Below are 24,374 nucleotides of genomic sequence, written 5' to 3'. Positions count from 1 at the left end.
TCGACGGACCACCTCCCCCTGCGGGGGATTCCCGGGGTATGTCGGGAAGCCCACCTAGGCTGGCCGCCATGACCGTCTCCCGCCTCGCCCCGCCCGCCGCTCGGGGTCCGGGCGCGGATCGCGGACGGACTCACCGCGCGACCGGGGACCGGCTGCGACGCTGGCTCCTCGCCCTGCTGATGCTGCCGGCCGTGGCCTGGACGTCGGGACCGCTCCCGCCCGCCGCGGCCGGTCCCTCCCCCCGCCCGGTGGTGGTCGTCGGACTCGCCGGGCTCGCCGTCGACGACCTCTCCCCGGCCACGACCCCGCACCTGTGGCGGCTCGTCGAGCGCGGGGGCGTCGGCGCCCTCGTGGTCCGGTCCGTGCACCTCGACACCTGCCCGGTCGACGGGTGGCTCACCCTCGCAGCGGGCACCCGGGCCGCCCAGCCCGAGGACGGGCCCTGCCGCACGCTGCCCGCACCACCCACGAGCGGGGGCGGGGTCGTGCCCGGGTGGTCGGACTACGTCGCCGCGGCGACCACCACCCGGCAGGACGCCCACCTCGGGGCGCTGGCCGACACCCTGACCCGCCACGGCACCTGCGTGGCCGCCGTCGGACCGGGTGCCGGCGTCGCGGCCGCCTCGGGGAGCGGGCAGGTGGCGCGCTGGTCGGCATACGCCACCTCCGGGCTGCGCGAGCGGCTCGCCGCATGCCCGGTGACCCTGGTCGACCCGGGCGCGGTGCGGGCGAGCGATCCCGACCGCGCCGGCCAGGTCCGTGCGCTCGACCTGCGGCTGGGCGAGGTCCTCGCCGCCGCACCGGCCGACGCCACCGTCGTCGTGGCGGCGCTGGCCGACGACGGCGCGGGAGCCCGGCTGCGACCGGTGGTCGTGGGCCCCGCCGGTGACCAGGGCGGCGCCGAGGGGGTGGGCGTCCTGCGCTCGGCCGCCACCCGCCAGCCGGGCTACGTGCTGCTGACCGACGTGGCGCCCACGGTCGCGGCCTGGGCCACCGGGGTGCGGCACCCGACCTGGGCCGCCGAGCCGTGGACGGTGCAGCCGGACGACGCCCCCGCCGCGGCCCGCGTCGCCGCCGTCGCCGACCACGCCGACGCCGCCCGCCTGGTGCAGCCGGTGGCGCTGGCCTTCTGGCCGACGTGGGCGCTGACGCAGCTGCTCGCCTGCCTGGTCGTGGGCCTGCTCTGCCGCCGGGCCGACCCGGACCGACGCGGGCGGCTGCTGCGCGGGCTGTCCCGGGGGGTCGTCGCGATGTCCTGCGTCCCCGCGGCCACCTACCTCGCCGGGCTCGTGCCCTGGTGGCGCGGCGGGGCCGTGGCCCTGTGGCTCGTGATCTATGCGTTCGCCGGCTCGCTCGCGGCCGTGGCCCTGCTCGGACCCTGGCGCCGGCGCCCCTTCGGCCCGCCCGCGGCCGTGGCGGCGCTGACCGCGCTGACCGTCGGGGGCGACGCGGTGACCGGCTCGCACCTGACGCTGTCCACGCTGCTCGGCGAGCAGCCGACCGTCGCCGGCCGCTTCTACGGCCTCGGCAACGTCGCCTTCTCCCTGCTCGCGACGGCGACCCTGCTGGTCATGGTCGCCGTCGCCGGGCACGATCGCCGCGCCGGGCGTCCCCGACGCGGCGCCCTCCTCGCGGGCCTGGTCGGCCTGGCCGCCGTGGCGGTCGACGGGCTGCCGACGTGGGGCGCCGACCTCGGCGGCCCGATCGCGCTGCTGCCCGCCGTCGTCGTCTTCGTCCTCGTCGCGCTCGGGCTGCGGCTGACCTGGAGCCGGGTGCTCGGCATCGGTCTGGTCACCGCGCTCGCCGTGACGGCCCTGGCCGTGGCGGACTACCTGCGACCCGCCGGATCACGCTCGCACCTGGGCAGGTTCGTGCAGACGCTCGGGGACGGGGGCGCCGCCGACGTGGTCGCCCGCAAGGCCGCCCAGAACCTCCAGATGCTGCTCACCGCGCCCCTGGCCTTCCTGGTGCCGATCGGGCTGCTGGCCGCCGCGTGGGTCGTGGCGCGGCCCGACTCGACACTCGGGCGGCTGCTGCGCCCCGGCTACGAGCAGGTCCCCCTGCTGCGCACCGGGCTCGCCTCGATCCTGCTGGTGTATGCCGTCGGCTTCGCCACCAACGACTCGGGCGTGGCCATCCCCGCGGTGGGCGCCACCGTGCTGATCCCGCTCGTGGTGGCCACCGTCCTCGCCATACGCCACCCGCGTCCCTGACCCCGTCCGCCCCTCGACCCCCATCCGGGGACCTGTGCTGCGCTCGCAGCCCGGCAACCGCACGTCCTGGGCCCCCAGAAGGTGCTTCTGCTGAGCTGCCGGGGGGCAGGAGGCACGCACGTCGAGCGTCAGGTGCGGCGGTCGTGGGGGTCGGGAGCGTGGCGCCCCGGGGCGACGTCGCGGCTGGAGGTAGGGCGATCAGCGGCCGAGCCGGCGGCGCAGCCGGCGCACGGCCAGGGCGCGCAGGACGTCGCGGTACTGCTCGGCGCGGTGGAGCTGTCCGCGCCAGTCCGACCCGGTCACCCGGTGGTGCAGGGCGCACGGCACCTCGAGCACCCGCAGCCCGGCCGACAGCACGTCCACCGTGAGGGCGGTCTCGACGCCCCATCCTGGCGCCAACGGCGTGCCGGCCTCGAGGGCAGCCGGGTTGAGGCAGCGCATCCCCGACAGCGGTTGGGTGGGGGTCCACCCGGTGAGCTCCTGGATCCCGTCCCGGGCTAGCCCGACGACCAGGCCCCGCCCGCCGCCGGGCGACCGCTGCGGGGGGAGGACAGCGATGGTCATGTCCGCCTCGCCCTGCGCGACCGGGGCGACGAGCACGTCGACCTCGGCCGCGGACTCCTCGAGATCGGCGTCGACGAAGAGCACGAGCCGCCGGCCGGTCCCGACGCGGCCCTCCCGCGCGTCCCGGCGTGCGACCACGTCGAGCCCGGTCTGCAGGGCGGAGGCCTTGCCACGGTTGCGGGGATGGCGGGCGACGAGGGCACCCGCCTGCGACGCGATGTCCTGGGTGGCGTCGCGCGAGCCGTCATCCACGACCACCACGAGGTCGACCCCGGGCAGCCCGAGGGCCGCCCGGACGGTGGCGGCGATGCGCGCGGCCTCGTCCTTGGCCGGGATGATCACGGCCACCGACGCGCCTGCGCCGGCCGCGTCAGGCCGGCTCGTCCCAGGACCGGCCGCATCGGGCCCGGTCGCACCCGGCGGGGTCTGCGTCACCTGGGGCCACCCGCTCAGCGCAGGGTGATCTGTCGGCTCTGCAGACCGGAGCGGGCACGACGCTCGTCGGCGGTCAGCGGCTCGGTGGCCGCCAGCGCCTCGGCATACCGCTCGCTCATCTGCCGCATCGGCGCGGCCCAGCTCTCCGGCTCGGCCTCGGGGTCGACCTCCCACACGGGCACGAGCAGCCCGCACGCGCGGAAGGCGCCGAGCAGACGGTGCGACTCGTCGAGCGAGGACTGGCCGCGGGCCTGCAGGCGGGCCAGGGCGTCGGTGGCGGCGTCCTCGTCGTCGGCCAGGACCTGGCGGACATAGGTGCGCTCGCCGATCTCGCACCAGTAGGCCGAGGCGACGCCGTCGAGCTTGACGGTGGGGATGGCGGACTCGTTGGCCCGCTGCAGCGACTCACGACCCTCGGCGTCGAGCTCGCCCTCGGGCACCCAGAACTCGAAGCCCTCGTGCACCTCGATCTCGACCGGGGTCGCGGGGTCGATCAGGTCCTGCAGCCGGGGGGTCTCGGCCGTGGCGAGGGTGAGCGTCGCGACGGGGTTGCCTGGCTCGGTCTGCGCGGCGACCAGGATCGCCTGGGCGAGGTCGCGGGAGGCGTCACCGCTGGAGGTGCCGGACTGCAGCCCGACGAGGACCTCGCCGTCGGCGCGGCGCAGTCCCGGCCAGGCCATCGGCAGCACGGTGCAGACCGAGACGGAGGAGATGTCGCCGATGGGCTCGCGCAGGGCCAGGGTCGCTGTGGCCGCGGGGACGATCTCCCGCATGGCGACCAGGTCGGTCTCGCCGTCCAGGCCCTCGAAGGGACGGCGCACGAACGGCGCGGGACGCGTCTTGGTGGTGTCGCCCTTGCGACGAGATGCCTTGCCCATGGGGCCACCCTAGCCGCAACCGGACGGGGCTCAGCGGGTCCGGCGCCGGGAGGGGCCGCCCAGGGAGGCCCACACGACGATCCCGGCGGGCTGGTCGAGGACCCCCCACTCGTGGGCATAGGCCCGCACGATGCGCAGCCCCCGTCCGCGGGTCTGCCAGGGGGTGATGCGGACCGGCTGCGGGTGGTGGGCGCCACCCGCGTCGGTCACGTCGACCTCGACGACGCCCTTGCGCAGGGTCCAGTGGACGCGGAGGACGTCGTCGGCGAGGGGGGCACCGTGCTGGACGGCGTTGGCGACCAGCTCGGAGAGCACCTGCACGGCCTCGTCGACGGTGCGGTCGGAGACCTCCTTCCCGGCGAGGGTATGCCGAAGGGCGGTGCGCGCCTCCGCGGCGCTGGCCAGTGCCCAGGGCAGCAGGCGGGACTCGTCGACCTCGTCGAGGGTGCGGACGCGGGGTGGCATGGCGCTCCAGGTGCTCGTCAGTCGACGACGAGCCGCAGCGCGAAGCTGCCGTCGCTCGTCCCAGTCTGGTCGGAGACCAGACCGATGCTGCGCAGGGCCCGCACCAGCGCGCGCCGGTCGGCGGGCACCTGGTCCAGATAGCTCGGCTCGAGCCGGTCCAGGGAGAGGTAGAGCGAGGTCGTCGAGGAGGTGGACGGGACGGCCTTGCGGAAGTCCTCCTCGGCCCCGAGGGTGCCGCCCTGCGCGAGGGTGTCGCGATAGGCCTGGTCGAAGGCGACCGTGAGGGTCTGGCCGTTGGCCTTGGCGCTCAGGGGGAGCGCGTCCGGCTGGGCCCCCGTCTGCTGGCCGAGCTTGGCCTGCATCGCGCGCACGACGCGCTCGCCCTTGGCGGCATCGGTGGTGACGCGGATGCCTGCGAGGAGCGGGTGCTGGTCGTCGACCGCGCCCAGGTCCTGGTCGGCGACGCTCAGCACGAGCTGCTTGCCGAGCAGGGTGGTCAGGTCGTCCGGGAGGGCGAGCCCGAGGGACTGCCGCACCTGGGCCACCAGCTCGCTCGACGACGGTGAGCGGGGGTCGCTCGCGTGCTGACGATCCAGCTCCTTCAGCACCGAGGGCCAGTTCTCGCGCACGGCCTGGCCGGCGCCTGCGACGCCGAGGCTGAGCATCGTCCCCGCGGGCACGGCACCGATGTCGACCTTGTCCGTGACGACCTCGCTCGCGGTGCGCCGGGCGCCACGCTGGATGCCCGCGAGCTCGACGTGACCGGGATCGAGCCGGACCGCCGCCGCGAGCCGCCCGGCCCGGTCGAGCTGCGTCTTCAGCCCGGCGACATCGGCAGGGGTGGCGCCCGGGGAGGGTCGGGTGGCTCCCGCCGGTCGCGGGGACTGCGTGGCCCGGTCCATCGCGTCGACCAGGGGTCGCAGGTCGGCCTTGGCCAGCGTCGTGAGGTCTCCCCAGAAGGACATCAGCCCGTCGCTGCCCAGGTCCGCCATGTCGGCCTGGAAGTGCGGGTTGTCGGCGAGGGTGCTCGCGGCCGCGGCGGTCAGCACCGCGTCGCCCTTGCCCTTGGGGGCGACGATGGCGTAGCCGTGGCGGAACCGCAGGTCCGTCGTCGCCTGGTCCACCCCCAGCTTGGGCAGCCCGGCCCGAGCCTTGGTCTCGTCGGTCACCGCCAGCACGAGCAGCGGCACCAGACCCGCGCCGTCGGCCGGCAGGTAGGCCGCTGATGCGGCGCGCTCGCCCAGCCAGGGCTTGACGTCCCGGTCGAAGTCCACGTCCTTCAGGGCGCGGTCCTCGCCCTTGGCCATCTCGAGGACGGCCTTACGGGGGTCCTTGTCCTCCCCCATCGCGTCCTTGACCTCGGGGAGCGTGCTCATCAGGCGGAAGGCCGCGATCTTCTGCCCCAGGTCGGGGTTGAGGTCGAGGCGGACGTACCCCACGGCACGACCGGGCACCACCTCGGCCGGGCCCGGGCCCACGCCCCCGAAGAGCCCCTGGTGGTATGCCGCATACGCGCCACCGCCTCCCAGCAGTGCCAGCACCGCCGCCCCACCCAGCACGCGCGGAGCCCGGCGCCGCCGACCGGGCCGGCGGACGTCGTGGACCGTCGAGCCGCGGGGGTGGCGCTGCTCCGTGGGGGCGTCTGCCCGGGGCCCGGCAGACCGAGAGGCAGCGACTCGGGTCTCCCTGGACCGGGACACAGCAGCCCGGGCCTCCCCCGAACGGGACACAGCAGCCCGGGCCTCCCCCGAACGGGACACAGCAGCCCGGGCCTCCCCCGAACGGGACACAGCAGCCCGGGCCTCCCCCGAACGGGACACAGCAGCCCGCGTCTCCCCCGAACGGGACGGGACCCGGGGCTCCCCGGGCCGAGGCGCGGCAGACCGGGACGCGGCAGGACGGGCCTCCCCCGACCGGGACACAGCAGCCCGCAGCTCCCCCGGACGAGACGCCGCAGGCCGGGCCTCACCGGACCGGGGGACAGCAGCTCTGGTTCCGGCCGAACGAGCCGCAGCCCGGGGCTCCCCGGGCCGAGGCGCAGCAGGCCGAGGCTCCTCCTGCCAGGAAGGCGCAGGTCCAGGCCCCGCGGACCGCGGCGGCCCGCCGCGCCTGGCCCCGCTGCGGGGCACGTCGGAGCGCCCTCCGCGTCGTGGCAGGTCCTCATGCTGGTCGGACATGGTGCTCCTGTTTCCGTGGTCCCGATTGGCCCCACGCTAACGCGTCGGCTCACCCGGGTACCGCTTCAGCCCGCCGCCCCGGCGCATACCTTCCCCACGCACCGGGTAGGTCTGTGACGAATACCCCTCTGACGCACAGGAGCCAAGATGCGGGACCAGACGAGTGACCGGTACGACCCCAACCACCCCGACCACGTCCTGGAGACCGAGCGCACCTACGAGGAACGGGCCCGCACCGAGCTCGACGCCACCGAACGCACCCACCTGACCGGCAACGATGCCGGCGGGGTCGCCATGACCCGCCACGAGGAGGAGCTCTTCGTCACCACCCGCCCGGTGGTGACCGGTCGGCTGCGCCTGTCCAAGCGCGTGGTGACCGAGGAGCGCACGGTCGTCGTCCGCCGGGAGGAGCTCGTCGTCGAGGAGATCCCCGTCGACGAGCACGACCGCGAGCAGGACCTCGCGGGCAACCCCGCGAAGGCCGCAGCCGTCGAGGCCTCTCGCGAGCACCGTCCCGTGGCGCTCGACGAGCACGGCGAGGCCGCGCCGGTGCACGAGATCGTGCTGCACGAGGAGCGCGTCGTCACCCAGGTGATCCCGGTGGAGCGGGTGCGCGTCTTCGTCGACCGGGTCACCCGTGAGGAGACCGTGTCGGCGGACCTGGCCAAGGAGGTCGTGGAGGTCGAGCACGTCGCCCCCCGGGGTGAAGGCCACTCGGGTGGCGCTGGGCTCACGGGCGACTACCGAGGATCACACCGCAACCGCTGACGCGACAGCTCGCCGACCTTCCACGAGGCCGGGCCGCCCCGAGGGTCCCGCCGCGCCGCGGGGCCCTCGTCCCACCGTCTTGCGCACCTGGATCAAGGACCGCACCGCGGCCTTCACGGACGCCGACTGGTTCACCGCGTGGGGGCAGGAGGTCGTCCCCGGCATCGTGCCCGGCGACCGCATCATCATGGGCGACGGCATCCTGCAGGCTTACGACGAGCTCGGCTACGGCGACATCGCCCGGCAGGGGGTCGTCGCCCACGAGCTCGGTCACCACGTGCAGTTCTGGATGGGCATGATCACGCCCATCCAGCGTCGTCGTGCGGCCGCCTCGGCCTGCCAGCTGCAGGAGACCTCGCGTCCCAGGCGCAAGGTCCTCGGCGCCCGCGCGTTCCAGCAGATCGTCGACGCGGCGCTGCCGACGATCGTGGCCCCCGACAAGGCCAAGGTCGCCTGAGCAGGCACGACGGTCGTAGGCCGGTCCCCCGCTCGTCGGCGGGTGACCGGCCTTCGGCGTGCCGCCTGGTCAGACGCCGGGGAGCTCCCGCCCGCGCGCCAGCCAGGACTCCGCGTCCGCGGCGAAGGGCTCCTCCTGGGCGACGACCGCGGCCATCAGGCGCTGCGCCTCGGCCTCGGCGTGGACGACGAGCTCGGGCGGATAGGCCATCTCGAGCTGGTGATCGGCGAACTCGTCCTCGTCGTCGAGGTAGGACGAGCCGTCGCGCCGTTCCACGACGTCGAGGTCCAGGTCGACCATGCTGACGGTGAGGATCCCCCCGATCCGGGACCACAGCGGCGGGGTGGTGATGTCGACGTAGTGCCGGACGCCGTGGGGTGCGGCGTGGGTGGTGAGCACGTGGCCGGACTCGCGCGGCACGCACATCACCGCGTCGTGCTCGGCGACCTCGCTGCGGCCGGGCCGGGCGAGCGGGGTGCCGGCAGGCATCCACAGCCAGCGGCCGTGGGCGTCGTGGCCGGCATACCGCGCGGCATACTCCCAGTGCCGCCCGCCGTCCCACTTGGTGAACCTGATGTCGACGCGCTCGCCCACCGTCCGCTGCATGCCCGCAGGCTAGCCCCACCGCTGCCCGGGCCCTCGCACCGGCTGCGACAATGGGGGTCGTGACCCTCCTCGACCGGTTCTACGACTCGCTGCTGCGCCCCTCCCTGTATGCCGTGTCCGGTGGTGACGCCGAGACCGTGCACCGCCGCACGGTGACCGCGATGTCCCTGGCCGACCGGCGTCCGCAGCTGCTGGCTCCCCTGGCCCGGCTGACCCGCACGGACGACCCGGTGACGGTCGGCGGGGTGCGCTTCGCCAACCGCGTGGGTCTGGCGGCCGGCATGGACAAGGACGGGCACGCCCTGTCGGTGTGGCCGGCGCTGGGCTTCGGCTTCGTCGAGGTGGGGACCGTGACCCGGCACCCGCAGCCGGGCAACCCGCGGCCACGCCTGTTCGCCCTGCCGGAGAGCGACGGGGTGATCAACCGCATGGGCTTCAACAACGCCGGGGCCGACGCCCTCGCCGCCCGGCTGGACCGCCATCGGCCCGCCGGCACGCTGGGCATCTCCCTCGGCAAGTCCAAGGTGACCCCGCTGGAGGACGCGGTCGAGGACTATCGCTACTCCTTCGGGCGGCTGGCCCGGCACGCGGACTACGTCGCGATCAACGTCTCCTCGCCCAACACCCCCGGCCTGCGCGAGCTGCAGGACAAGGACGCGCTGCGGGCGATCGTGTCCGCGCTGCAGGCCGACGGGCGGGCCCTCGGCCGGGCCGTCCCGATCTGGGTCAAGGTCGCCCCCGACCTCACCGACGCCGCGCTCGCCGACCTGGTCGGGGTCTGCCTCGACGAGCAGGTCGCGGGGATCATCGCCACCAACACCACCCTGTCCCGGGCGGGTCTCGCGGCGTCCGAGCGGCGGTATGCCGACGAGGCGGGTGGCCTGTCCGGTGCGCCCCTGCGGCTGCGGTCGCTGGACGTCGTGCGCCTGGTCGCCCGGGAGAGCGGGGGCCGCATCCCGATCATCGGGGTGGGCGGGCTGCGGACGCCGGAGCACGCGCTGGCGATGCTCGACGCGGGCGCCTCGCTCGTGCAGGTCTACTCGGCCCTGGCGCTGCACGGCCCGCAGGTCGTGCCGCCCATGGCGCGGGCGCTGGCCGGGCGCGCCTGAGCGCCCGACATACCCCTGGGACGACGCTGCCGGGGCCACGGCGTCCGTGAACCCCGGCAGCGTCGGCGTGGTCAGTGCTTGAAGGCGTCCTTGACCTTCTCGCCGGCCTGCTTGAGGTCGGACGCCATCTGGTCGCCCTTGCCCTCGGCCTGCATCTCGCGGTCGCCGCTGGCCTTGCCCGCAGCCTCCTTGAGCTTGCCGGACGCGTCCTGCGCAGCGTTGTCGAACTTGTCGTCGAGACCCATGGCGGGCTCCTCTCGATCGCCGTTCCCGGAACGGGTGCGCCCCGGTCGTTCCTGGTCATACCCGGTCGCTGTCGGTAGTACACGCGCTCCGGCCGCCACCTCGGTCGGGGCGGGCCGTGGCCTCGACCGAGCCGACGCCCTGACCAGGGCCCCTATGCTGTCGGCGTGAATTCGGAGGAGCCACCTACCCGCGAGGAGCGTCTGCTCGAGCGCCTGTGGTCCGCTCGCTATGCCGCTCCCAAGGCGCTCCGGTCCGGGCTCGACGCGGTCGGTGAGGGGCCGGGGCGGCAGGTCCTCGAGGCCTTCGTCGCCTGGCGCGAGCAGCGGCTCGACGAGGTGATCGCCACCACGGCGCGAGTCCTGGACGAGGGGAAGGTCGACCCTCGGTGGACCACCCGGGCGCTGGGGCTGCAGGCGGGGGTGCTCGCCGAGCTGGGTCTGGCCGAGGAGGCCGTGGCCGCGCACGAGGCCGAGGTGGCCCTCGCCCGTCGGTGCGACGACGCGGTGGCCCTGGCCCAGGCCGTCCACGACCTCGGCGTCGCGCTGCAGGTGGTCGACCCCGACCGGGCGGCCGAGCTCTATCTCGAGGCGATCCTGCTGGCCCGCGGCTTCCGCACCGGCTGGGGCCTGGAGGACACCCGGCACTCGTGCGCGATCGAGGCCCTCGCCGTCATCAACCTCTACGACCTGCACAGCGTCCGGGGCACCGGCCTGGCCCTGGAGGTCCCGGGACTGGAGGCGGCGGAACGGCTGGCGCTGCGCGGCTGGCCCGAGCTCGCCGGCCACATCCGGGCCGTCCGGGCGCTGGCCCGGCTGGACGCGGGTGATGTCGCCGGGGCCCGGCGTCTCGCCGCCGGCCTGCCGCGACCCGAGGACATGCGCGACGTCACGAACGCCTGCACCGTGGTGCGGGTGCTGGCGCGGCTGGGCCTGCTCGAGGGGCGCCACGACGAGGGCCGGCAGCTCCTGGAGAGCTTCGCCCGACGCCTGCCCGACGGCCACCTCGCCGAGCTCCTCGCCGACCTGGTCGAGCTCCTGGAGGAGCAGGGCGACCTGGTCGAGGCCGCCCGGGTCCGGCAGGCGCGCGAGGACTGCCTGGCGCGCGTCCACGAGACCCAGGCGCGCTCCGCGGAACGCGCGCTCGCCGTCTGGCAGCGCGTCCGTCAGGTCCCGCCCGACACCGAGGCGGACCAGGCCGGCGTGGCCCGCGTCGACGAGCACCGGCTCGCCACCGTGCGACCGCTCACGACGCTGGACGCCGTCTCCGGGCTGCCCAACCGGATGCACCTCGCCGAGCTCGACGTCTCCGGGACGGCCGGGGCCCAGCTCGCCGTGATCGACCTGGACACCCTCACGACGGTGGCCCACGGGCTGGGCCGGGAGGCGGCTGACGCGGTCGTGCGGCGGGTGACCACCGAGCTGCGAGCCCGGTGCGGCAGCCGCGACCTGTGCGTGCGGTATGCCGAAGGAACCTTCGTGGTCACCCGCCCGCCGACCGACGACTCCCCGCTCACCTGCGCCCTGGAGCCGCTGACCCGGCTGGACGCCTCGGCCGAGAGCCCCCTGGTCACCGCCTCGATCGGCGTGGTGACCGTGGGGGCGGACGACGAGCGGCTGGCCGAGGCGATCGCGCGCGGCCTGGAGCTGGTCGAGTGCGCCCGGGAGGCGGGCGGGGCGCGCGTCGTGCGGGCCTGAGCCTCCGCTAGGCCGGGGCGCCTTGCTCGCGCGTGCCGGGCGGGACCCGGCCCGTGCCGAGGCCGGCCTGCCAGCGGGTGATCGAGTCGTCCAGCTCGTCAGCGAGGTAGTCGAAGAACGCGGCGTTCTCCGTGAGCCGTCGTCGGGCCGCGCCGTCGGGCACCGCCTGCGAACCCTCGACCAGCACCTCTCCCCACACCCGCAGCAGGTCCAGGCTGCGGGCGACGTAGTCGGACCAGACCTCCTCCTGCAGCACGAACAGGTCGCGCCGGGAGCCCCGCTCACGGGTGCGGCGGACGAGCCCCACGGACTCGAGGTAGCGCGCCGCCCCGGAGATCGCCGCCGGGCTGACGTCCAGCGCCTCGGCCAGGTCGGCGGCGGTCGCGGCCGCGTCGTCCAGGCTCAGGAGGTGGGAGAAGGTGCGTGCCGCCATACGAGGCATGCCGCTGCCTGCACCCAGGTCGCCCATGCGGTCGACGAAGGCGTGGCGCGCGTCTTCCCGACCAGCCGTCATACCAGGACGGTAACCGGAGTTCACTCACGACACAATGCTCTGACTATTCACAAAGGTGTGAAACCTGGTTAGGGTCAGGGTGTCCCGGCGCGCCTCGCCTGGCTCACCACCGACCCCGCGGAGCAGTCACATGGTTGACGAACCCACCGGCCTCGCCCTGGAGATCCAGGACCTGACCAAGATCTTCGGCTCCACGCGGGCGCTCGACGGGCTGACGATGCGGGTCCGGCGCGGGGACGTGCACGGCTTCCTGGGCCCCAACGGAGCAGGCAAGTCCACGACGATCCGGATCCTGCTCGGGCTCCTGCGCGCCGACGGGGGCAGCGTGAGCGTCCTCGGTCGCGACCCCTGGAGCGACGCCCCCACGCTGCACCGTCGCCTCGCCTACGTGCCCGGTGACGTCAACCTGTGGCCGGGGCTCACCGGCGGCGAGGCCATCGACCTGCTCGGCCGGTCCCGGGGCGGCCTGGACGAGCGGCGCCGCGAGGAGCTGCTGCAGCTGTTCGAGCTGGACCCCCGCAAGCGCTGCCGGACCTACTCCAAGGGCAACCGCCAGAAGGTCGCCCTCGTGGCCGCCCTGGCGTCCGACGTCGACCTGCTGCTCCTCGACGAGCCCACCAGCGGCCTGGACCCGCTGATGGAGCGGGCCTTCACCGACGAGATCCGCCGCGAGCGCGACCGCGGCCGCACGGTGCTGCTGTCGAGCCACATCCTCAGCGAGGTCGAGGCCCTCTGCGACCGGGTGAGCATCGTCAAGGCCGGCCGGATCGTCGAGTCGGGGACCCTCGCGGACCTGCGCCACCTCACCCGCACCCTGGTCACCGCGACGGTGGCCCATCCCCAGCCGCTCGACCTCGCCGACATCCACGGCGTCCACGACCTGCTCGTCGAGGGCGACCGGGTCACCTGCCACGCCGAGCCGGAGGCCCTGTCCGAGCTGCTCGCCCGCCTCGCCCCGCTGGGCGTGCGGTCGCTGAGCAGCTCCCCGCCCACCCTGGAGGAGCTCTTCCTGCGGCACTACGAGGGCGGGCGGCCCGGGGGCGAGCCGGAGCAGGGTGGGCGATGAGCACCCTCACCGGCACGGGCTTCCTCGCCCGCGCGCTGCTGCGTCGCACCCGGTGGTCCTGGCCGGCCTGGCTGCTCGTCCTGGCCTCGATGTTCCCCGCGTCGGCGGCGGCCTATCGCACGGCGGTCCCCGAGGGGCCGGCGGGGGTGGCGATGGCCGAGTCGCTGGCCGGCAAGCCCACGATGCGGGCGATCCTCGGCCCGCCGTACGACCTGCTCCACGTGGGCGCCTTCGTCATGTGGCGGGTGGGCACCTTCCTCGTCACGGTGGCGGCGATCATGGCGCTGCTCGGCGTCGTCAACGCCACCCGGGCCGAGGAGGAGGACGGACGGCTGGAGCTGCTGCGCTCCGGCACCGTCGGGCGCCACGCACCGCTGGCCGCCGCGCTGCTGGTCACGCTCGGCGCCTGCGGCCTGCTCGGCCTGCTCGCCGGGGTGTCGCTGCTGGGGCCCAGCGGCGATCCGCGGGGCTCGCTCGTGCTGGGGCTGGCAGTCACGCTCGGCACGGCGGTGTGGGCGGGCGTCGGCGCCGTCGCCGCCCAGGTCTGCGAGTCCGCGCGGGGCGCACGGGGACTCGCGCTCGGCACCCTGGGTGCGGCCTACGCGGCGCGGGCCCTCGGGGACGGTGCGACCCCGCGCAACCCCCTGCTGCAGTGGGCCTCTCCCCTGGAGTGGCCCGCCCTGTCGCAGCCGTATGCCGGAAACCGCTGGTCGGTGCTCCTGCTCCCGGCCGCCCTCACCGCGCTGCTGATCACCTTCGCGATGGTCCTCGAGGGGCGCCGGGACCACGGCGCCGGGCTGCGTGCCGCCGGCCTCGGGCCCGCCCGCGCGACCTGGGAGCTGCGGGACGCCACGACCCTCGCCAAGCGGCTGGGCCACACCACGGTGCGCTCGTGGACCGCGGGGCTGGCGATCTTCGCCTACGGGATGGGCACGCTCGCGGCGTCCACGGACGACCTGCTCCGCGAGTCCCCGGACCTGGCCGACCGCTTCCGGCGGATGGGGGGTGGGGCGGCGAGCCTCACCGACGCGTTCTACGTCGCCATCATCGGCGTCCTCGTGCCCCTGGTCGCCGTGCTCTCCCTGCAGCTCTTCGCGCTGCTGCGGCGGGAGGAGGAGCGCGGCCACGCCGAGCTGCTGCTGTCGACCGACACCTCCCGCACCCGGCTGCTGCTCAGCCACCTGGTGCCTGCGACCTGGGCGCCGACGCTGGCGCTGGTCGTGATCGGGATCTTCCTGGCGCTGCCGCAGTTCGTGGGTGACGTGGGGCTCTTCGGCACCCTGCTGGTGGCCGCGCTCGCCCAGCTGCCCGGCGTCCTGGTGATCACCGGCCTCGCCGTGGCCGTCCACGGGTGGGCACCCCGGCTGGCCGTGCTGCCCTGGCTCGTCGTGAGCTGGTCGCTGGTGATGGGATGGTTCGGCGCGGCTGTGGGCCTGCCCGACCGGGTGGTGCGGGCGACCCCCTTCGCGCCCCTGTCCCAGCCGCCCGCGGACCCCTTCGACCCCGGTCCGGCGCTGGTCTGCGCGGGCCTGGCCGTGCTGCTGACCGTGATCGGACTGGTGGGTTACCGACGGCGTGATCTCTGCGCGGGCTGAACGCCGCGCGGCTCGTCCGTCCCTGCGGATCGCAGCCTCGGGCGAGCGGACTCCGGGTGCGGGTTCGCGGAGGGGGCGAGCCACGCAGGGAGTGGGAGTGCCGACGAGCTGGTGACAGCGGTCCGGGCGCAGAGGAGCCGCCCGCCCCGGGGTCGGGCGCGTCCCCCTCGCGCGCCCGGCCCCCGGGAGCGGGCGGCCTCTGACGGAGATTACAACACCTGTTGTCATGCCATGACAATGGGTATTTCTCGGCATACTGAGGGTCGTGACCGACCGACGCGCCCAGGTGCTGGAGGCCGCCCTGGAGCTGCTGGCCGAGGGCGGCGCTCGCGCGCTAACCCATCGCGCGGTGGACCGGCGGGTGGGAATTCCCTTGGGCAGCACCGCGAACTACTTCCCGACCGGCAGTCGCTCGAGGCCGCGGTGCTTGAGGAGATCTCCGCCGAGGACCAGCGGGCCTCCCAGGAGATCGGGGTGGAGGCAGCCTTCGCCGGGCTCGACCAGGCAGCGGAGCACCTCGCCAAGTTCATCCGAATGGGTGTGGACGGCCCCCTCGCCGTGGCATGCCGGGCCGCCATCGCCCTGGGGATGGCGGGGGTGGACATCTCGCCCCGCCAGCTGCGCAACGAGCGCGACCTCGTCGGCTGGTTCGGGGAGCTGGGCGTCCCGGACCCCGAGCGGCGGGCCAGGGTGGTGGGGTCCTACATGGACGGCGTGCTGCTGCGACACAGCACCTGGCAGACCGACGGCACGGTCGAGGAGTGGACCCGGACGATCCGGGCGCTGCTCGACTGAGCCTGCGGACGCGCCCGGACCAGGCTCGGCATACGCCCGGATCGCCGCCGATCGCGCCGGTCAGTCCCGGGCGGCGAGGAGCAGTCCGCCGGTGACGGCGACGTTGCTCATGAAGTGGTTGCGCTCGGCGAAGGCCTTGCCCGGGTCGTCCATGGTCCAGAAGGCGTGACCGACGACGTTGGTCGGCTGCAGCAGGCCCGCGAGCAGCAGGGCCGCGCGGCGGGGCACGACACCGAGGGCGAGGGCCGCGCCACCCGCGGTCATCAGGGCGCCGTTGAGCCGCACCAGGTCTCGGGAGGAAGGCAGCTGGGGCAGGCCGTAACGCTCCTTGGCCTGGTCGACCAGCGCGGCGGGATAGGTCGGGTCGCCGGTCAGCTGGTTCAGACCGCCTCCGACGAAGAGAGCACCGAGGCAGGCGCGGGCGACCATCGTGACGGGGTGGGGCATGAGGGGGCCTTCCGTGGGGGGGGGACCGGATCGGGCTGTGCCACCCCAACCTACCGGGGGCGGTCGGATCCGCCTGGGCGGCGAGAGCAGGCGGATCCGACGACCGGTGGTAGGTCTCAGGCGTGGGGGTGGTTGGCCACCTTGTCGACGAGCTTCACGCCCTCGACGTCGACGTCGGGGACGATCCGGTCCAGCCAGCGCGGGAGATACCAGGCACGCTCGCCGAGCAGGTGCATCACGGCCGGGGTCAGCGTCATCCGGACCACGAAGGCGTCGATCAGCACGCCCAGCGCAAGCCCGAAGCCGATCGGCCGGATCATCGTCAGGTGGGCGAAGATGAAGCCCGCGAACACCGACACCATGATGATCGCCGCCGCCGTGACCACCGCCGCCGCGTGGCTGAAGCCGCTGCGGACCGCGGTGCGGGCGTCCTGCCCGTGCACGTGCGCCTCGCGCATCCCGGACACGAGGAACATCTGGTAGTCCATCGCCAGGCCGAAGAGGACGCCGATCAGCAGGATCGGCAGGAAGCTCAGGACCGCGGACGGCCGGTGCACCGCGAAGACCGGCCCGAGCACGCCGTTCTGGTAGACCCCCACCACGCCGCCGAAGGCCGCGACCAGCGAGAGCAGGAAGCCGCCGGTCGCGATGAACGGCACCACCAGGGAGCGGAAGACCATGAGCAGCAGCACGAGCGAGAGCCCGACCACGATCACCAGGTAGATCGGCAGCGCCGAGGCGAGCTTGGCGGAGATGTCGATGTTGGCGACGGTGGCGCCGGTGATCTCCACGTCGGCGCCGGTGCGCTCCTTGATGGTGGGCGCCTCCTCGCGGATCTGCTTGACCGTGCGCACCGTCTCGGCGTCGGCCGGGCCGCCGTGCGGGATGGCCTGGTAGACCGCGGTGCGGCGGTCCTCCGACAGTCCGGCGGGCAGCACCCGGTCGAGCCCGGCCACCGCGGCGAGGCGCTCGCCCACGTCGAGCTGCTTGCGCTTCGCGTCGGTCGCGGACAGGCCCGCGGGCAGCGAGGCGACGGCGATGACCGGGCCGTTGGCCCCCGCACCGAACTTCTTCTCGATCGTGGAGTAGGCCTGGTAGGCCGTCGACGACTCGGGCTCGCTGCCACCGTCCGGCAGCCCGAGGCGCAGCCCCGCCGCGGGGAAGCCGAGCAGCGCCACCAGCACGAGGCTCGCGAGGATCGCCAGCACGGGCCGGCGGGTGACGGCCGCACCCCAGCCCCGGTCGAGGTGCTCCTCGTCAGGGCGGTGCTCGGCCTGGTTCGGGCGGCCACGGTCGTCGAAGCCGTGCTTGCGCCATACCCGCCCGGGCATGATCCGGTGCCCGGCGAGGGAGACCAGCGCGGGGAGCAGGGTGAGGTTGACGAGCACGGCGCACAGGACGGACCCGGCAGCCGCGAAGCCCATGGTCGCCAGGAAGCCGATCCCGGTCACCGCCAGGGCGGCCAGCGCGATGAAGACCGTGGTGCCGGCGAACCCGACCGCGTTGCCCGCCGTGCCGATGGCCAGGGCGATCGACTCGGTGCGGTCCATGCCGGCCTTGAGCTGCTGGCGGTGCCGGTTGACGATGAACAGCGCGTAGTCGATCCCGACGGCGATGCCGATCATCAGCCCGAGGGTGGGCGTGGTCGAGGTGAGGACGGTGAACTTGCTGACCGCCATCACCACGCTGATCGCGACGGCCACCCCGATGAGCGCCATGAGCAGGGGCAGCCCGGCCGCGACGAGGGTGCCGAGCATGACGAGCAGCACCAGGCCGGCGACGACGATGCCGAGGACCTCGCCAGGGCCGGCGATGCTCGACACGTCGTCGGTGAGCTCCTTGCCGAAGTGGGCGGTGACCCCCGCGGCCGCGAGCTGGTCCTTGGCGGCGACGACCTTGCGACGCTCCTCGGGCGCGACCGCGTTGGTCTCGCTCGTGAAGCGCACCTGCGTCATCGCCGTGGTGCCGTCCTGGGACACGAAGCGGGTGCCCTTGGCCAGGTCGGCCTCCCGCTTGCCGAGCTGCAGCTGCGCCTTGCCCGCCGCGAGCTTGGCGCGCCCGTCGGCGAGCTGGCGGTCGGCGGCCGCGAGCTGGGCGGCACCGGCGTCGACCTGCTTCTGGTATGCCGCGGCCTGCGCCGGCTTGATCAACCCCGCCGTGGCGGCGGCGCGCAGCTGGGACTGCTTGGCGGCGAGCTGCTGACGGCCGGCGGTGATCTTGGCCGCACCGGCGTCGATCTTGGCCTGGTTGGCGTCGAGCTGGCGCTGGCCGGCGGCGAGCTTGCTGCTGCTGCCGTCGAGCTGGGCCTGCAGGACGAAGGGGTCGAGCGCCCCGGCGACGGCCGGCTGGGCCTTCCACTCTCTGATGGCCGCGGCGACGGCAGCCTTCTGGGCGGGGGTGAAGGTGCCGGTCCGAGACTGGAAGACCACGGTCCCGACGCCACCGGACGCGGCGGGAAGCTCCTTCTTGAGCCGCTCGAGGGTGCGCTCGAACTGCAGTCCGGGGACGGACATCTGGGTGCTCAGCGGCTGGTGCAGCGCGGCGGCAGCACCGCCGGCCCCGCCGAGCAGGAGGAGCCACGCGAGGATCACGGCCCAGGGCTTGCGGGCCGAGAAGAGTCCGAGGCGATAGAGCAGGGAGGCCATAGGTAGGTGCTCCAGCAGGTCGAGGTGGCCGGGTGGGGTCAGGCGGGGGCCCCGCTGAGGCCCTGGTCGAGGTAGCCGAAGGCAGCGACCAGGTGCTCCCGCAGGTGGGTGGAGACGGTGACGGTGGAGTCAGGCGTGGTGGTGTCGGCGGCGCCGGCGTCGGGCGCGGCGGAGGCCGGCACGGCCGCCACCCAGGCGAGGAGCGCAGCCCGGCCCGTGGCGAGGACGCAGGCGGACAGCACCTGCAGCCGCAGGGAGTCGGGTTCGGCACCCAGGCGCCCGGCGAGGACCGAGGCGACCTCGGCCTCGGCCTGCCCCCAGACCTCACGCTCGACGCGGTCGGCGGTGGCGTCGGCGCAGCAGGAGCGGACGACGGTCGCGAACCGCTCGACGAGGTCCATGTCGGGGGCGCTGAGGGCCGCGGACAACGAGTCGATCAGCGGCTCGTCGACGGGCCGGGCGCGGAAGGCCGCGAGGGCCGCCCCCAGGAAGTCGATCGAGGGGACGGCGAGGACCGCGTCGGTGGTGGGGAAGTAGTTGAAGAAGGTCCGGCGCGACACCCCGGCCCGCGCCGCGATGGCATCGGCGGACAGCGCCGCGAGGCCCTCCTCGCGGAGCAGCTCGACGGCGGCCTCGACGAGGGCCGCGCGGGTCTCGAGCTTGGCGAGGTCACGTCGGGTCTGCACGTCGCCAGACTAGCTCTCTTGCACTGAGTGCACCAAAACTTCCAGGAGATTCGGGCTGCCGCGGCGCCGGCCAGCAGACCTGCAAGGACGAGCCGCTCACCCCGCGCTCCCGCACCCGCCACCACCTGGCAGCCACCCCGCCCGCTCGCGCCCGATGCTGCCCGCCGACCACCCCGTTGCGACCTGGAGTTCATCAAAACCGTTGTCACACAGCGCAATTGTCTGATCGCAGCTAGTTTCTCCCCATGACTCAGCCACCGGCCCCGAGCCGTCGCACCGTCCTCGGCGGGATCCTCACCGCCTCCGCGCTGTCCCTCACCGCGCCGGCCGCCTCGGCCGCACCGCGCCTTCGCACCGACGACGACGACGTCGTCGACCACCTGATCGTCGGGTCCGGCTACGGCGGCGCGGTCCTCGGTCACCGCCTCACCGCCGCCGGCCACCAGGTCCTGATGCTCGAGATGGGCCAGGACTGGTCCACCCCCGGCAAGGACGGCAAGGTCTTCACGAAGATGACCGAGCCCGACGAGCGGTCCATGTGGTTCCGCGACCGCACGGTGATGCCGCTCGCCACCTTCCTCGGCGTCCCGATCGACAAGGTCATCCCCCGCGGACCCGGCGTGCTGGACCGCATCGACTTCGCCTCGATGAGCGTGTATGCCGGGCGCGGCGTCGGCGGGGGCTCGCTCGTCAACGGCGCGATGGCGGTGGCCCCGCCCCGGTCGCTGGTCGAGGAGCGGATGCCGGACGTGAACCCCGACGCGTTCTACTCGACATACCTCCCGCGCGCCCAGCAGACGCTCGGGGTCCGCTCGCACGACGCAGCCTTCGTCGCCGAGTCGCCGTACTACCAGTTCTCACGGGTGGGCCGCGCCTCCGCGGAGAAGGCCGGTTTCCCGGTCGTGGAGGTGCCGTCGCTCTACGACCCCGATCACCTCCAGGCCGAGGCGGAGGGGAGGGCGCCTGCCTCCGCGACCGCGCAGGAGGTGATCTTCGGCAACAACCACGGCAAGCGAGACCTGACGAAGTCCTACCTCAGGCTGGCCCGGGCCTCCGGACGGCTCACGATCCGCACCCTCGTGCGGGCCACCACGCTCGCGCGCCGCCCTCAGGGTGGGTGGACCGTGACGATCGAGTCGGTCGGGCCGGACGGCACCATGCGTCCCGCCGGCACCGTCGCGGCGAAGCGGGTCTACCTCGCCGGCGGCAGCGTCGGCACCACCGAGCTGCTGCTGCGCTCGCAGGCGCACGGGACCCTCGCCGACCTGCCGGACGCCGTCGGGCAGGGCTGGGGACCGAACGGCAACATCATGGTCGGCCGCGCCAACCACGTCACCAGCCCGACCGGCATGAAGCAGTCCACGATCCCGGTCCACGGCATCGACGCCTGGACCGGCGCCGCCCGCGCGGACCGCGTCTTCGCCGAGATCGCTCCGCTGCCGGCGGGCATCGAGACCTGGGTGAGCCTCTACCTGGCGATCACGGACAACCCGAGGCGGGGGTCCTTCGGCTGGGACCCGGCACGCGACCGGCTCACGCTGGACTGGTCGCCCGAGCATGCCGCCCCGTCGGTGGCGGCCACCGAGCGGGTCCTGGACGCGATCAACCGCGCCGCCGGCACGAGCTACCGCGTGGACCTGTTCGGCACGGGCAAGGCCTTCAGCGACGGCTTCACCTATCACCCCTTGGGTGGAGTGCTGCTGGGGCAGGCGACCGACGCGGGTGGTCGGCTCCGCGGCCACGAGGGGGTGTATGTCGTGGACGGCTCCCTCCTGCCCGGCGTCGTGGGTGTCAATCCCTACCTGACCATCACGGCCGTCGCCGAGATGATCGCCGAGGGCGCCGTCCGGGACGCGAGCGCCTGAGCCGCCGTGCCGGGCCCCGCCCGCGGCGCCGCCTGCGTCGCAGCGCCCGGGTCCGGCCCGCTCAGGAAGCGGGGGCCACCTGGTCGAAGAGGGCGCGCAGGCCCTGCTCCAGGGTCTCCGCGGCCGTCTCGTCGCCGAGGTAGTGCGCCACCAGGCAGTGCTCGAACAACCCGTCGAAGGCGGCGTAGACCAGCAGCGGCGGCGGCGCGGGGACCCCGGCGAGGTCGGCATACCGCTGCGTCACGTGCCGCATCATCTCCAGCAGCTCGTCCTCGACGCCGTGCACCACCTCGCGCAGGGAGGGTTCGTACATCGACTGGGCGCGCAGGTCGTACCACAACCGGTGCATCGTGCACTCCTCGGCCATGGTGCGGCGGCACTCGGCGGCCATCCCGTCGCGCACCTCCGCGCAGGTCGCGGCGGACGCGACGAGCTCGTCGTACCGGCGCACGCAGGTGCGCTTGTAGCGCCCCACGCAGTAGGCGATCAGCTCGTGCTTGTCGGCGAAGTAGTAGTGGACGACGCCGTGGGACAGGTCGCTCTGGTGGGCGATCTCGCGCAGCGAGGTGCGGGCGTAGCCGAGGCGGGCGAGGGTCTCCAGCGCGGCGTCCGCGAGCTCGTCGCGTCGCCGCTGCGCCTTGTCCGCGCGGGCCCCGCCCTGGCGCGCCTCCTCTGCTGCGGTGGTCGTCGCCGCGCTCACAGGCACTCCTCTCGTCGACCCCGGCCGTGGCCACCACAACCTACTCCCCCGTCGGTGCGCCCCGACCCCGCCCGATCGGGGGTGGCGAGAGGAGGCCGTATGCCGTCATGCTGCGCCCGCATCCCCGCCGGAGGGCGCGCGTCTGGTGTGATTGCCCTCGTGAGCGACGACGACTGGCGGCGAGCCGCCCCGACCTGCGAGCCCCTGGACTGGCAGCCGCTGTGGGCCGACGAGCGGCACGGCGGCTGGCAGGTGCAGGTGGCCGAGCGGGAGACCGACGGGTGGACCCGCCCCAACCTGCGCCTCGTGCTCGGGGACGAGGAGCGCCGCCTGGCCGGGGCGGTGTGCGTCTGCGTGCGCCGCGACGGGCGCACGGGCGACGGGCCTGCGGGCGCGGGCGACGCGGACGCCGAGTCCCAGGACCGGGTGCTCCTCGTGCTCCAGGACCGCCCCGCACCGGGGGTGCGGCTGTGGGAGCTCCCGCGCGGGATGGTCGACCCCGACGACGCGTCGCCCGCAGCCTCGGCGCTGCGCGAGCTCGCCGAGGAGACCGGCTCCCGGGCGTCGGTGGCGGCCGACCTGGGCGAGGTCTATCCCGACACGGGCGTCTTCGGCGGCTCGGTCGCCGTGGTCCTGGCCGAGCTGACCCGGGACGGCGACCCGGACGAGGACGAGCCCGAGGTGGAGGCCACCCGGTGGTTCACCCGGACCCAGCTGGACGAGCTCGTCGCCCGCGGGGAGCTGCGGGACGGGATCAGCCTCGCGGCCCTGACCCTGGCCCGGGTGCACCGGGCCAGGACTCGCTAGGCCAGGACTCGACAGGCCGGGGCCGGTCCCGGAGCGCGGACTCAGCCGGCGCAGACGCGGGGCGCCTTCGGGTCCGCGTGCCGCAGGCACGCCCCGCCGTCGCGTCGCGCCGCGTAGGTCAGCTGGTCGGCCTGGTCGAGGGCGACGAAGAAGCCCTGCTCCCCGGTCCGCACGACGCCGATGCTCGTGGTGAGTGCCGGGACCTGGCCGGCGGCGGGTCGGCGCAGGAGCGGCCCGAGGTCCTCCACCAGCAGGCCCGGCGAGCCCGCGGGGCGCACGACCACGAACTCGTCGTCCCCGAAGCGCGCCACCGTGTCCCCGGCACGGCAGATCTCCCGCAGCTGCGCGGCGACGTCGCGCAGGACGGCATCGCCGACGCCGCGGCCACCGGTCTCGTTGATCTCGTGGAAGGAGTCGATGTCCAGCAGCGCCACCTGGTGCCCGGCCCCGTCGCCGAGCTGGGCCAGCAGGTCGAGCAGGTGCTGCCGGGTCGCCAGGCCGGTGAGCACGTCCTGGCGGCTGCGCTCGCGGAAGAGGTCGGCCATCTCCTGCGCGATGCGGGCGTCCTCCTCGGCCCGGCGGGTGCGGTGCCAGACCTCCAGGGCCCGGACGGCGGTCCGGGACTCCTCGGCGTGCAGGGCCAGCAGGCAGGTGGTGGCCTCCTTGGAGGCGCGCAGCGCCTCGGCATACCGTCCGCGCTGCTCGTGGATCGTCACCAGCGTGCGCAGCAGGTCGCTGCGATAGAGCGGAGGAACGACCTCCAGGGCGCGCTCCAGGAGCGTCAGGGCCTCCTGGTCGCACCCCTCCTGCTCCAGGAGGAGCGCCTGGACCTCCGCGACGAGGACCGCGTTGGCCACGTCCCGCATCGAGGCGGGGTCCAGGTCGGCAGGGACGAGGGCGCGGGCCTCCGCCAGCCGACCCTGCTCGACGAGCGGGCGAGCCCTCAGGGCCCGGATCGCGTGGGCGAGCTCGGGCCACGCCCGCTCGGCCAGCACCTGGGCGTCGTCCAGCGTGGGACACATGACCGGCAGCTCGATGCTGTCGTAGGTCTCGGCGAGGTCGTACAGGTTGACGATCGCGAGGGCCTCGATCCCGTAGGACTCGCGAGCGATGTGAGCCGGCGCCCGCCGAAAGCCCCGAGCCAGCCGGATCGCCTCGAGAAACTGCTCCTGGGCCCGCTTCGGATCGCTGAACTGGTAGGTCACGCCCAGGTCGTGCGTGATCGAGGCGAGCGCCACGGGGTCCCCGCTGCGCCGGGCCTCGACCAGCTCGTCGAGCTGGGTGGTCAGCGATGCCTCGGTGAGGCCGAGCTCGCCGAGGACGGCGGCCTGGATGCCGTAGACCTTCGGCGCCCACAAGGGATCCAGCGTGCCGCGCTCGATCAGGTCGCCGGTGATCGTCAGCGCCTCGTCGAGCCGCTGCTCGCGCCAGGCGATGAAGGCCTCCAGCACCGAGCGGCGCGGCCCGGGCGTCATCGTGGCCACGAGCCGCGGCAGCTCGGCGGGGTCGGCGTAGCGGATCGACCACGCGCGGTCCTCGATGGTCGGCGGCTCCATAGGCCAGGTGAATCGAGGCTGGTCGGAGACGGCGGAGTCGGGGGTCACGATGGCAGGCACGCTGCTCAGGGTAAGCGCGATCCGTC

General features: G+C 74.4%; 22 protein-coding genes. 10 read left to right on the top strand and 12 right to left on the bottom strand.

Translation table 11 applies throughout. The features are described from left to right. Positions 1–68 precede the first annotated feature (68 nt). Positions 69–2,213 (top strand): hypothetical protein, encoded by a 2,145-nt coding sequence (locus tag MM438_RS00265; protein ID WP_241449252.1) that lies wholly within the window; start codon positions 69–71, stop codon positions 2,211–2,213. Between the two features lie 198 nt (positions 2,214–2,411). Here MM438_RS00265 and MM438_RS00260 read toward each other — a convergent pair whose 3' ends face one another. From MM438_RS00260 to MM438_RS00245, 4 genes are all read right to left on the bottom strand, one after another. After that, positions 2,412–3,125 carry a glycosyltransferase gene (locus tag MM438_RS00260; protein WP_241449251.1) on the bottom strand — a complete coding sequence of 238 codons (714 nt, stop codon included), beginning with the start codon at positions 3,123–3,125 and terminating at the stop codon, positions 2,412–2,414. Positions 3,126–3,226: 101 nt separating this feature from the next. Continuing rightward, the gene (locus MM438_RS00255; protein ID WP_241449250.1) at positions 3,227–4,090 is read right to left on the bottom strand and encodes a DUF5926 family protein; all 864 of its coding nucleotides are present in this window, start codon (positions 4,088–4,090) and stop codon (positions 3,227–3,229) included. 30 nt (positions 4,091–4,120) lie between these two features. Continuing rightward, complete coding sequence (locus MM438_RS00250) at positions 4,121–4,555, bottom strand: ATP-binding protein (protein ID WP_241449249.1); 435 nt, start codon at positions 4,553–4,555, stop codon at positions 4,121–4,123. Between the two features lie 17 nt (positions 4,556–4,572). Then, positions 4,573–6,732: a DUF3352 domain-containing protein gene (locus MM438_RS00245; protein WP_277627895.1), complete on the bottom strand. Its 2,160-nt coding sequence runs from the start codon at positions 6,730–6,732 to the stop codon at positions 4,573–4,575. A gap of 147 nt (positions 6,733–6,879) precedes the next feature. Between MM438_RS00245 and MM438_RS00240 the strand changes: the two genes are divergently transcribed. Next, positions 6,880–7,500 carry a DUF2382 domain-containing protein gene (locus MM438_RS00240; protein WP_241449247.1) on the top strand — a complete coding sequence of 207 codons (621 nt, stop codon included), beginning with the start codon at positions 6,880–6,882 and terminating at the stop codon, positions 7,498–7,500. Positions 7,501–7,579: 79 nt separating this feature from the next. Then, a complete protein-coding gene (locus MM438_RS00235; protein WP_241449246.1) occupies positions 7,580–7,957 on the top strand; it encodes a neutral zinc metallopeptidase in 378 nt (125 codons plus the stop codon). Between the two features lie 69 nt (positions 7,958–8,026). On the opposite strand, the gene MM438_RS00230 is transcribed toward MM438_RS00235, so the two are convergent. Further along, positions 8,027–8,563, bottom strand: a complete 537-nt coding sequence (locus MM438_RS00230) for a ribonuclease FAU-1 family protein (RefSeq protein WP_241449245.1) — start codon at positions 8,561–8,563, stop codon at positions 8,027–8,029. Positions 8,564–8,613: 50 nt separating this feature from the next. Here MM438_RS00230 and MM438_RS00225 point away from each other — a divergent pair, with 50 nt between their 5' ends. Next, positions 8,614–9,672, top strand: a complete 1,059-nt coding sequence (locus MM438_RS00225) for a quinone-dependent dihydroorotate dehydrogenase (protein WP_407568226.1) — start codon at positions 8,614–8,616, stop codon at positions 9,670–9,672. A 71-nt stretch (positions 9,673–9,743) separates the two neighbouring features. On the opposite strand, the gene MM438_RS00220 is transcribed toward MM438_RS00225, so the two are convergent. After that, positions 9,744–9,917 carry a CsbD family protein gene (locus MM438_RS00220; protein WP_241449243.1) on the bottom strand — a complete coding sequence of 58 codons (174 nt, stop codon included), beginning with the start codon at positions 9,915–9,917 and terminating at the stop codon, positions 9,744–9,746. 165 nt (positions 9,918–10,082) lie between these two features. On the opposite strand from MM438_RS00220, the gene MM438_RS16555 reads away from it, so the two are divergent. Further along, positions 10,083–11,612: a diguanylate cyclase domain-containing protein gene (locus MM438_RS16555; RefSeq protein WP_241449242.1), complete on the top strand. Its 1,530-nt coding sequence runs from the start codon at positions 10,083–10,085 to the stop codon at positions 11,610–11,612. Positions 11,613–11,619: 7 nt separating this feature from the next. Here the strand turns inward: MM438_RS16555 and MM438_RS00210 are convergent, their stop codons facing one another. Beyond that, positions 11,620–12,126, bottom strand: a complete 507-nt coding sequence (locus MM438_RS00210; RefSeq protein WP_241449241.1) for a MarR family transcriptional regulator — start codon at positions 12,124–12,126, stop codon at positions 11,620–11,622. A gap of 130 nt (positions 12,127–12,256) precedes the next feature. Here MM438_RS00210 and MM438_RS00205 point away from each other — a divergent pair, with 130 nt between their 5' ends. From MM438_RS00205 to MM438_RS00195, 3 genes are all read left to right on the top strand, one after another. Then, on the top strand, positions 12,257–13,192 hold the full coding sequence (locus MM438_RS00205) for an ABC transporter ATP-binding protein (RefSeq protein ID WP_241449240.1): 936 nt from the start codon (positions 12,257–12,259) through the stop codon (positions 13,190–13,192). After that, positions 13,189–14,787 (top strand): ABC transporter permease, encoded by a 1,599-nt coding sequence (locus MM438_RS00200; protein ID WP_241449239.1) that lies wholly within the window; start codon positions 13,189–13,191, stop codon positions 14,785–14,787. Before MM438_RS00205 ends, MM438_RS00200 begins: the two co-directional genes overlap by 4 nt. A gap of 423 nt (positions 14,788–15,210) precedes the next feature. Then, on the top strand, positions 15,211–15,582 hold the full coding sequence (locus tag MM438_RS00195) for a hypothetical protein (RefSeq protein WP_241449238.1): 372 nt from the start codon (positions 15,211–15,213) through the stop codon (positions 15,580–15,582). Positions 15,583–15,642: 60 nt separating this feature from the next. Here MM438_RS00195 and MM438_RS00190 read toward each other — a convergent pair whose 3' ends face one another. The 3 genes from MM438_RS00190 to MM438_RS00180 form a co-directional block, all read right to left on the bottom strand. Further along, complete coding sequence (locus MM438_RS00190; protein ID WP_241449237.1) at positions 15,643–16,029, bottom strand: DoxX family membrane protein; 387 nt, start codon at positions 16,027–16,029, stop codon at positions 15,643–15,645. 116 nt (positions 16,030–16,145) lie between these two features. Further along, a complete protein-coding gene (locus MM438_RS00185; RefSeq protein WP_241449236.1) occupies positions 16,146–18,674 on the bottom strand; it encodes an MMPL family transporter in 2,529 nt (842 codons plus the stop codon). Between the two features lie 38 nt (positions 18,675–18,712). Then, on the bottom strand, positions 18,713–19,360 hold the full coding sequence (locus tag MM438_RS00180; RefSeq protein WP_241449235.1) for a TetR/AcrR family transcriptional regulator: 648 nt from the start codon (positions 19,358–19,360) through the stop codon (positions 18,713–18,715). A gap of 245 nt (positions 19,361–19,605) precedes the next feature. Between MM438_RS00180 and MM438_RS00175 the strand changes: the two genes are divergently transcribed. Next, positions 19,606–21,225: a GMC oxidoreductase gene (locus tag MM438_RS00175; protein ID WP_241449234.1), complete on the top strand. Its 1,620-nt coding sequence runs from the start codon at positions 19,606–19,608 to the stop codon at positions 21,223–21,225. Between the two features lie 61 nt (positions 21,226–21,286). Here MM438_RS00175 and MM438_RS00170 read toward each other — a convergent pair whose 3' ends face one another. Continuing rightward, the gene (locus tag MM438_RS00170) at positions 21,287–21,925 is read right to left on the bottom strand and encodes a TetR/AcrR family transcriptional regulator (RefSeq protein ID WP_241449233.1); all 639 of its coding nucleotides are present in this window, start codon (positions 21,923–21,925) and stop codon (positions 21,287–21,289) included. Positions 21,926–22,084: 159 nt separating this feature from the next. Here MM438_RS00170 and MM438_RS00165 point away from each other — a divergent pair, with 159 nt between their 5' ends. Further along, positions 22,085–22,732: an NUDIX hydrolase gene (locus MM438_RS00165; protein WP_241449232.1), complete on the top strand. Its 648-nt coding sequence runs from the start codon at positions 22,085–22,087 to the stop codon at positions 22,730–22,732. 41 nt (positions 22,733–22,773) lie between these two features. Here the strand turns inward: MM438_RS00165 and MM438_RS16550 are convergent, their stop codons facing one another. Beyond that, entirely contained in the window at positions 22,774–24,348 is a 1,575-nt protein-coding gene (locus MM438_RS16550) for a diguanylate cyclase domain-containing protein (RefSeq protein WP_241449231.1), read from the bottom strand. Positions 24,349–24,374 lie beyond the last annotated feature (26 nt).

Origin of the sequence: Arsenicicoccus dermatophilus (genome assembly GCF_022568795.1) — a bacterium.
In the GTDB taxonomy this organism is placed as follows: Bacteria; Actinomycetota; Actinomycetes; order Actinomycetales; family Dermatophilaceae; genus Arsenicicoccus; species Arsenicicoccus dermatophilus.
The sequence above is the reverse complement of the archived record's forward strand: the minus strand, read 5'-3'. Positions and strand labels throughout refer to the sequence as shown.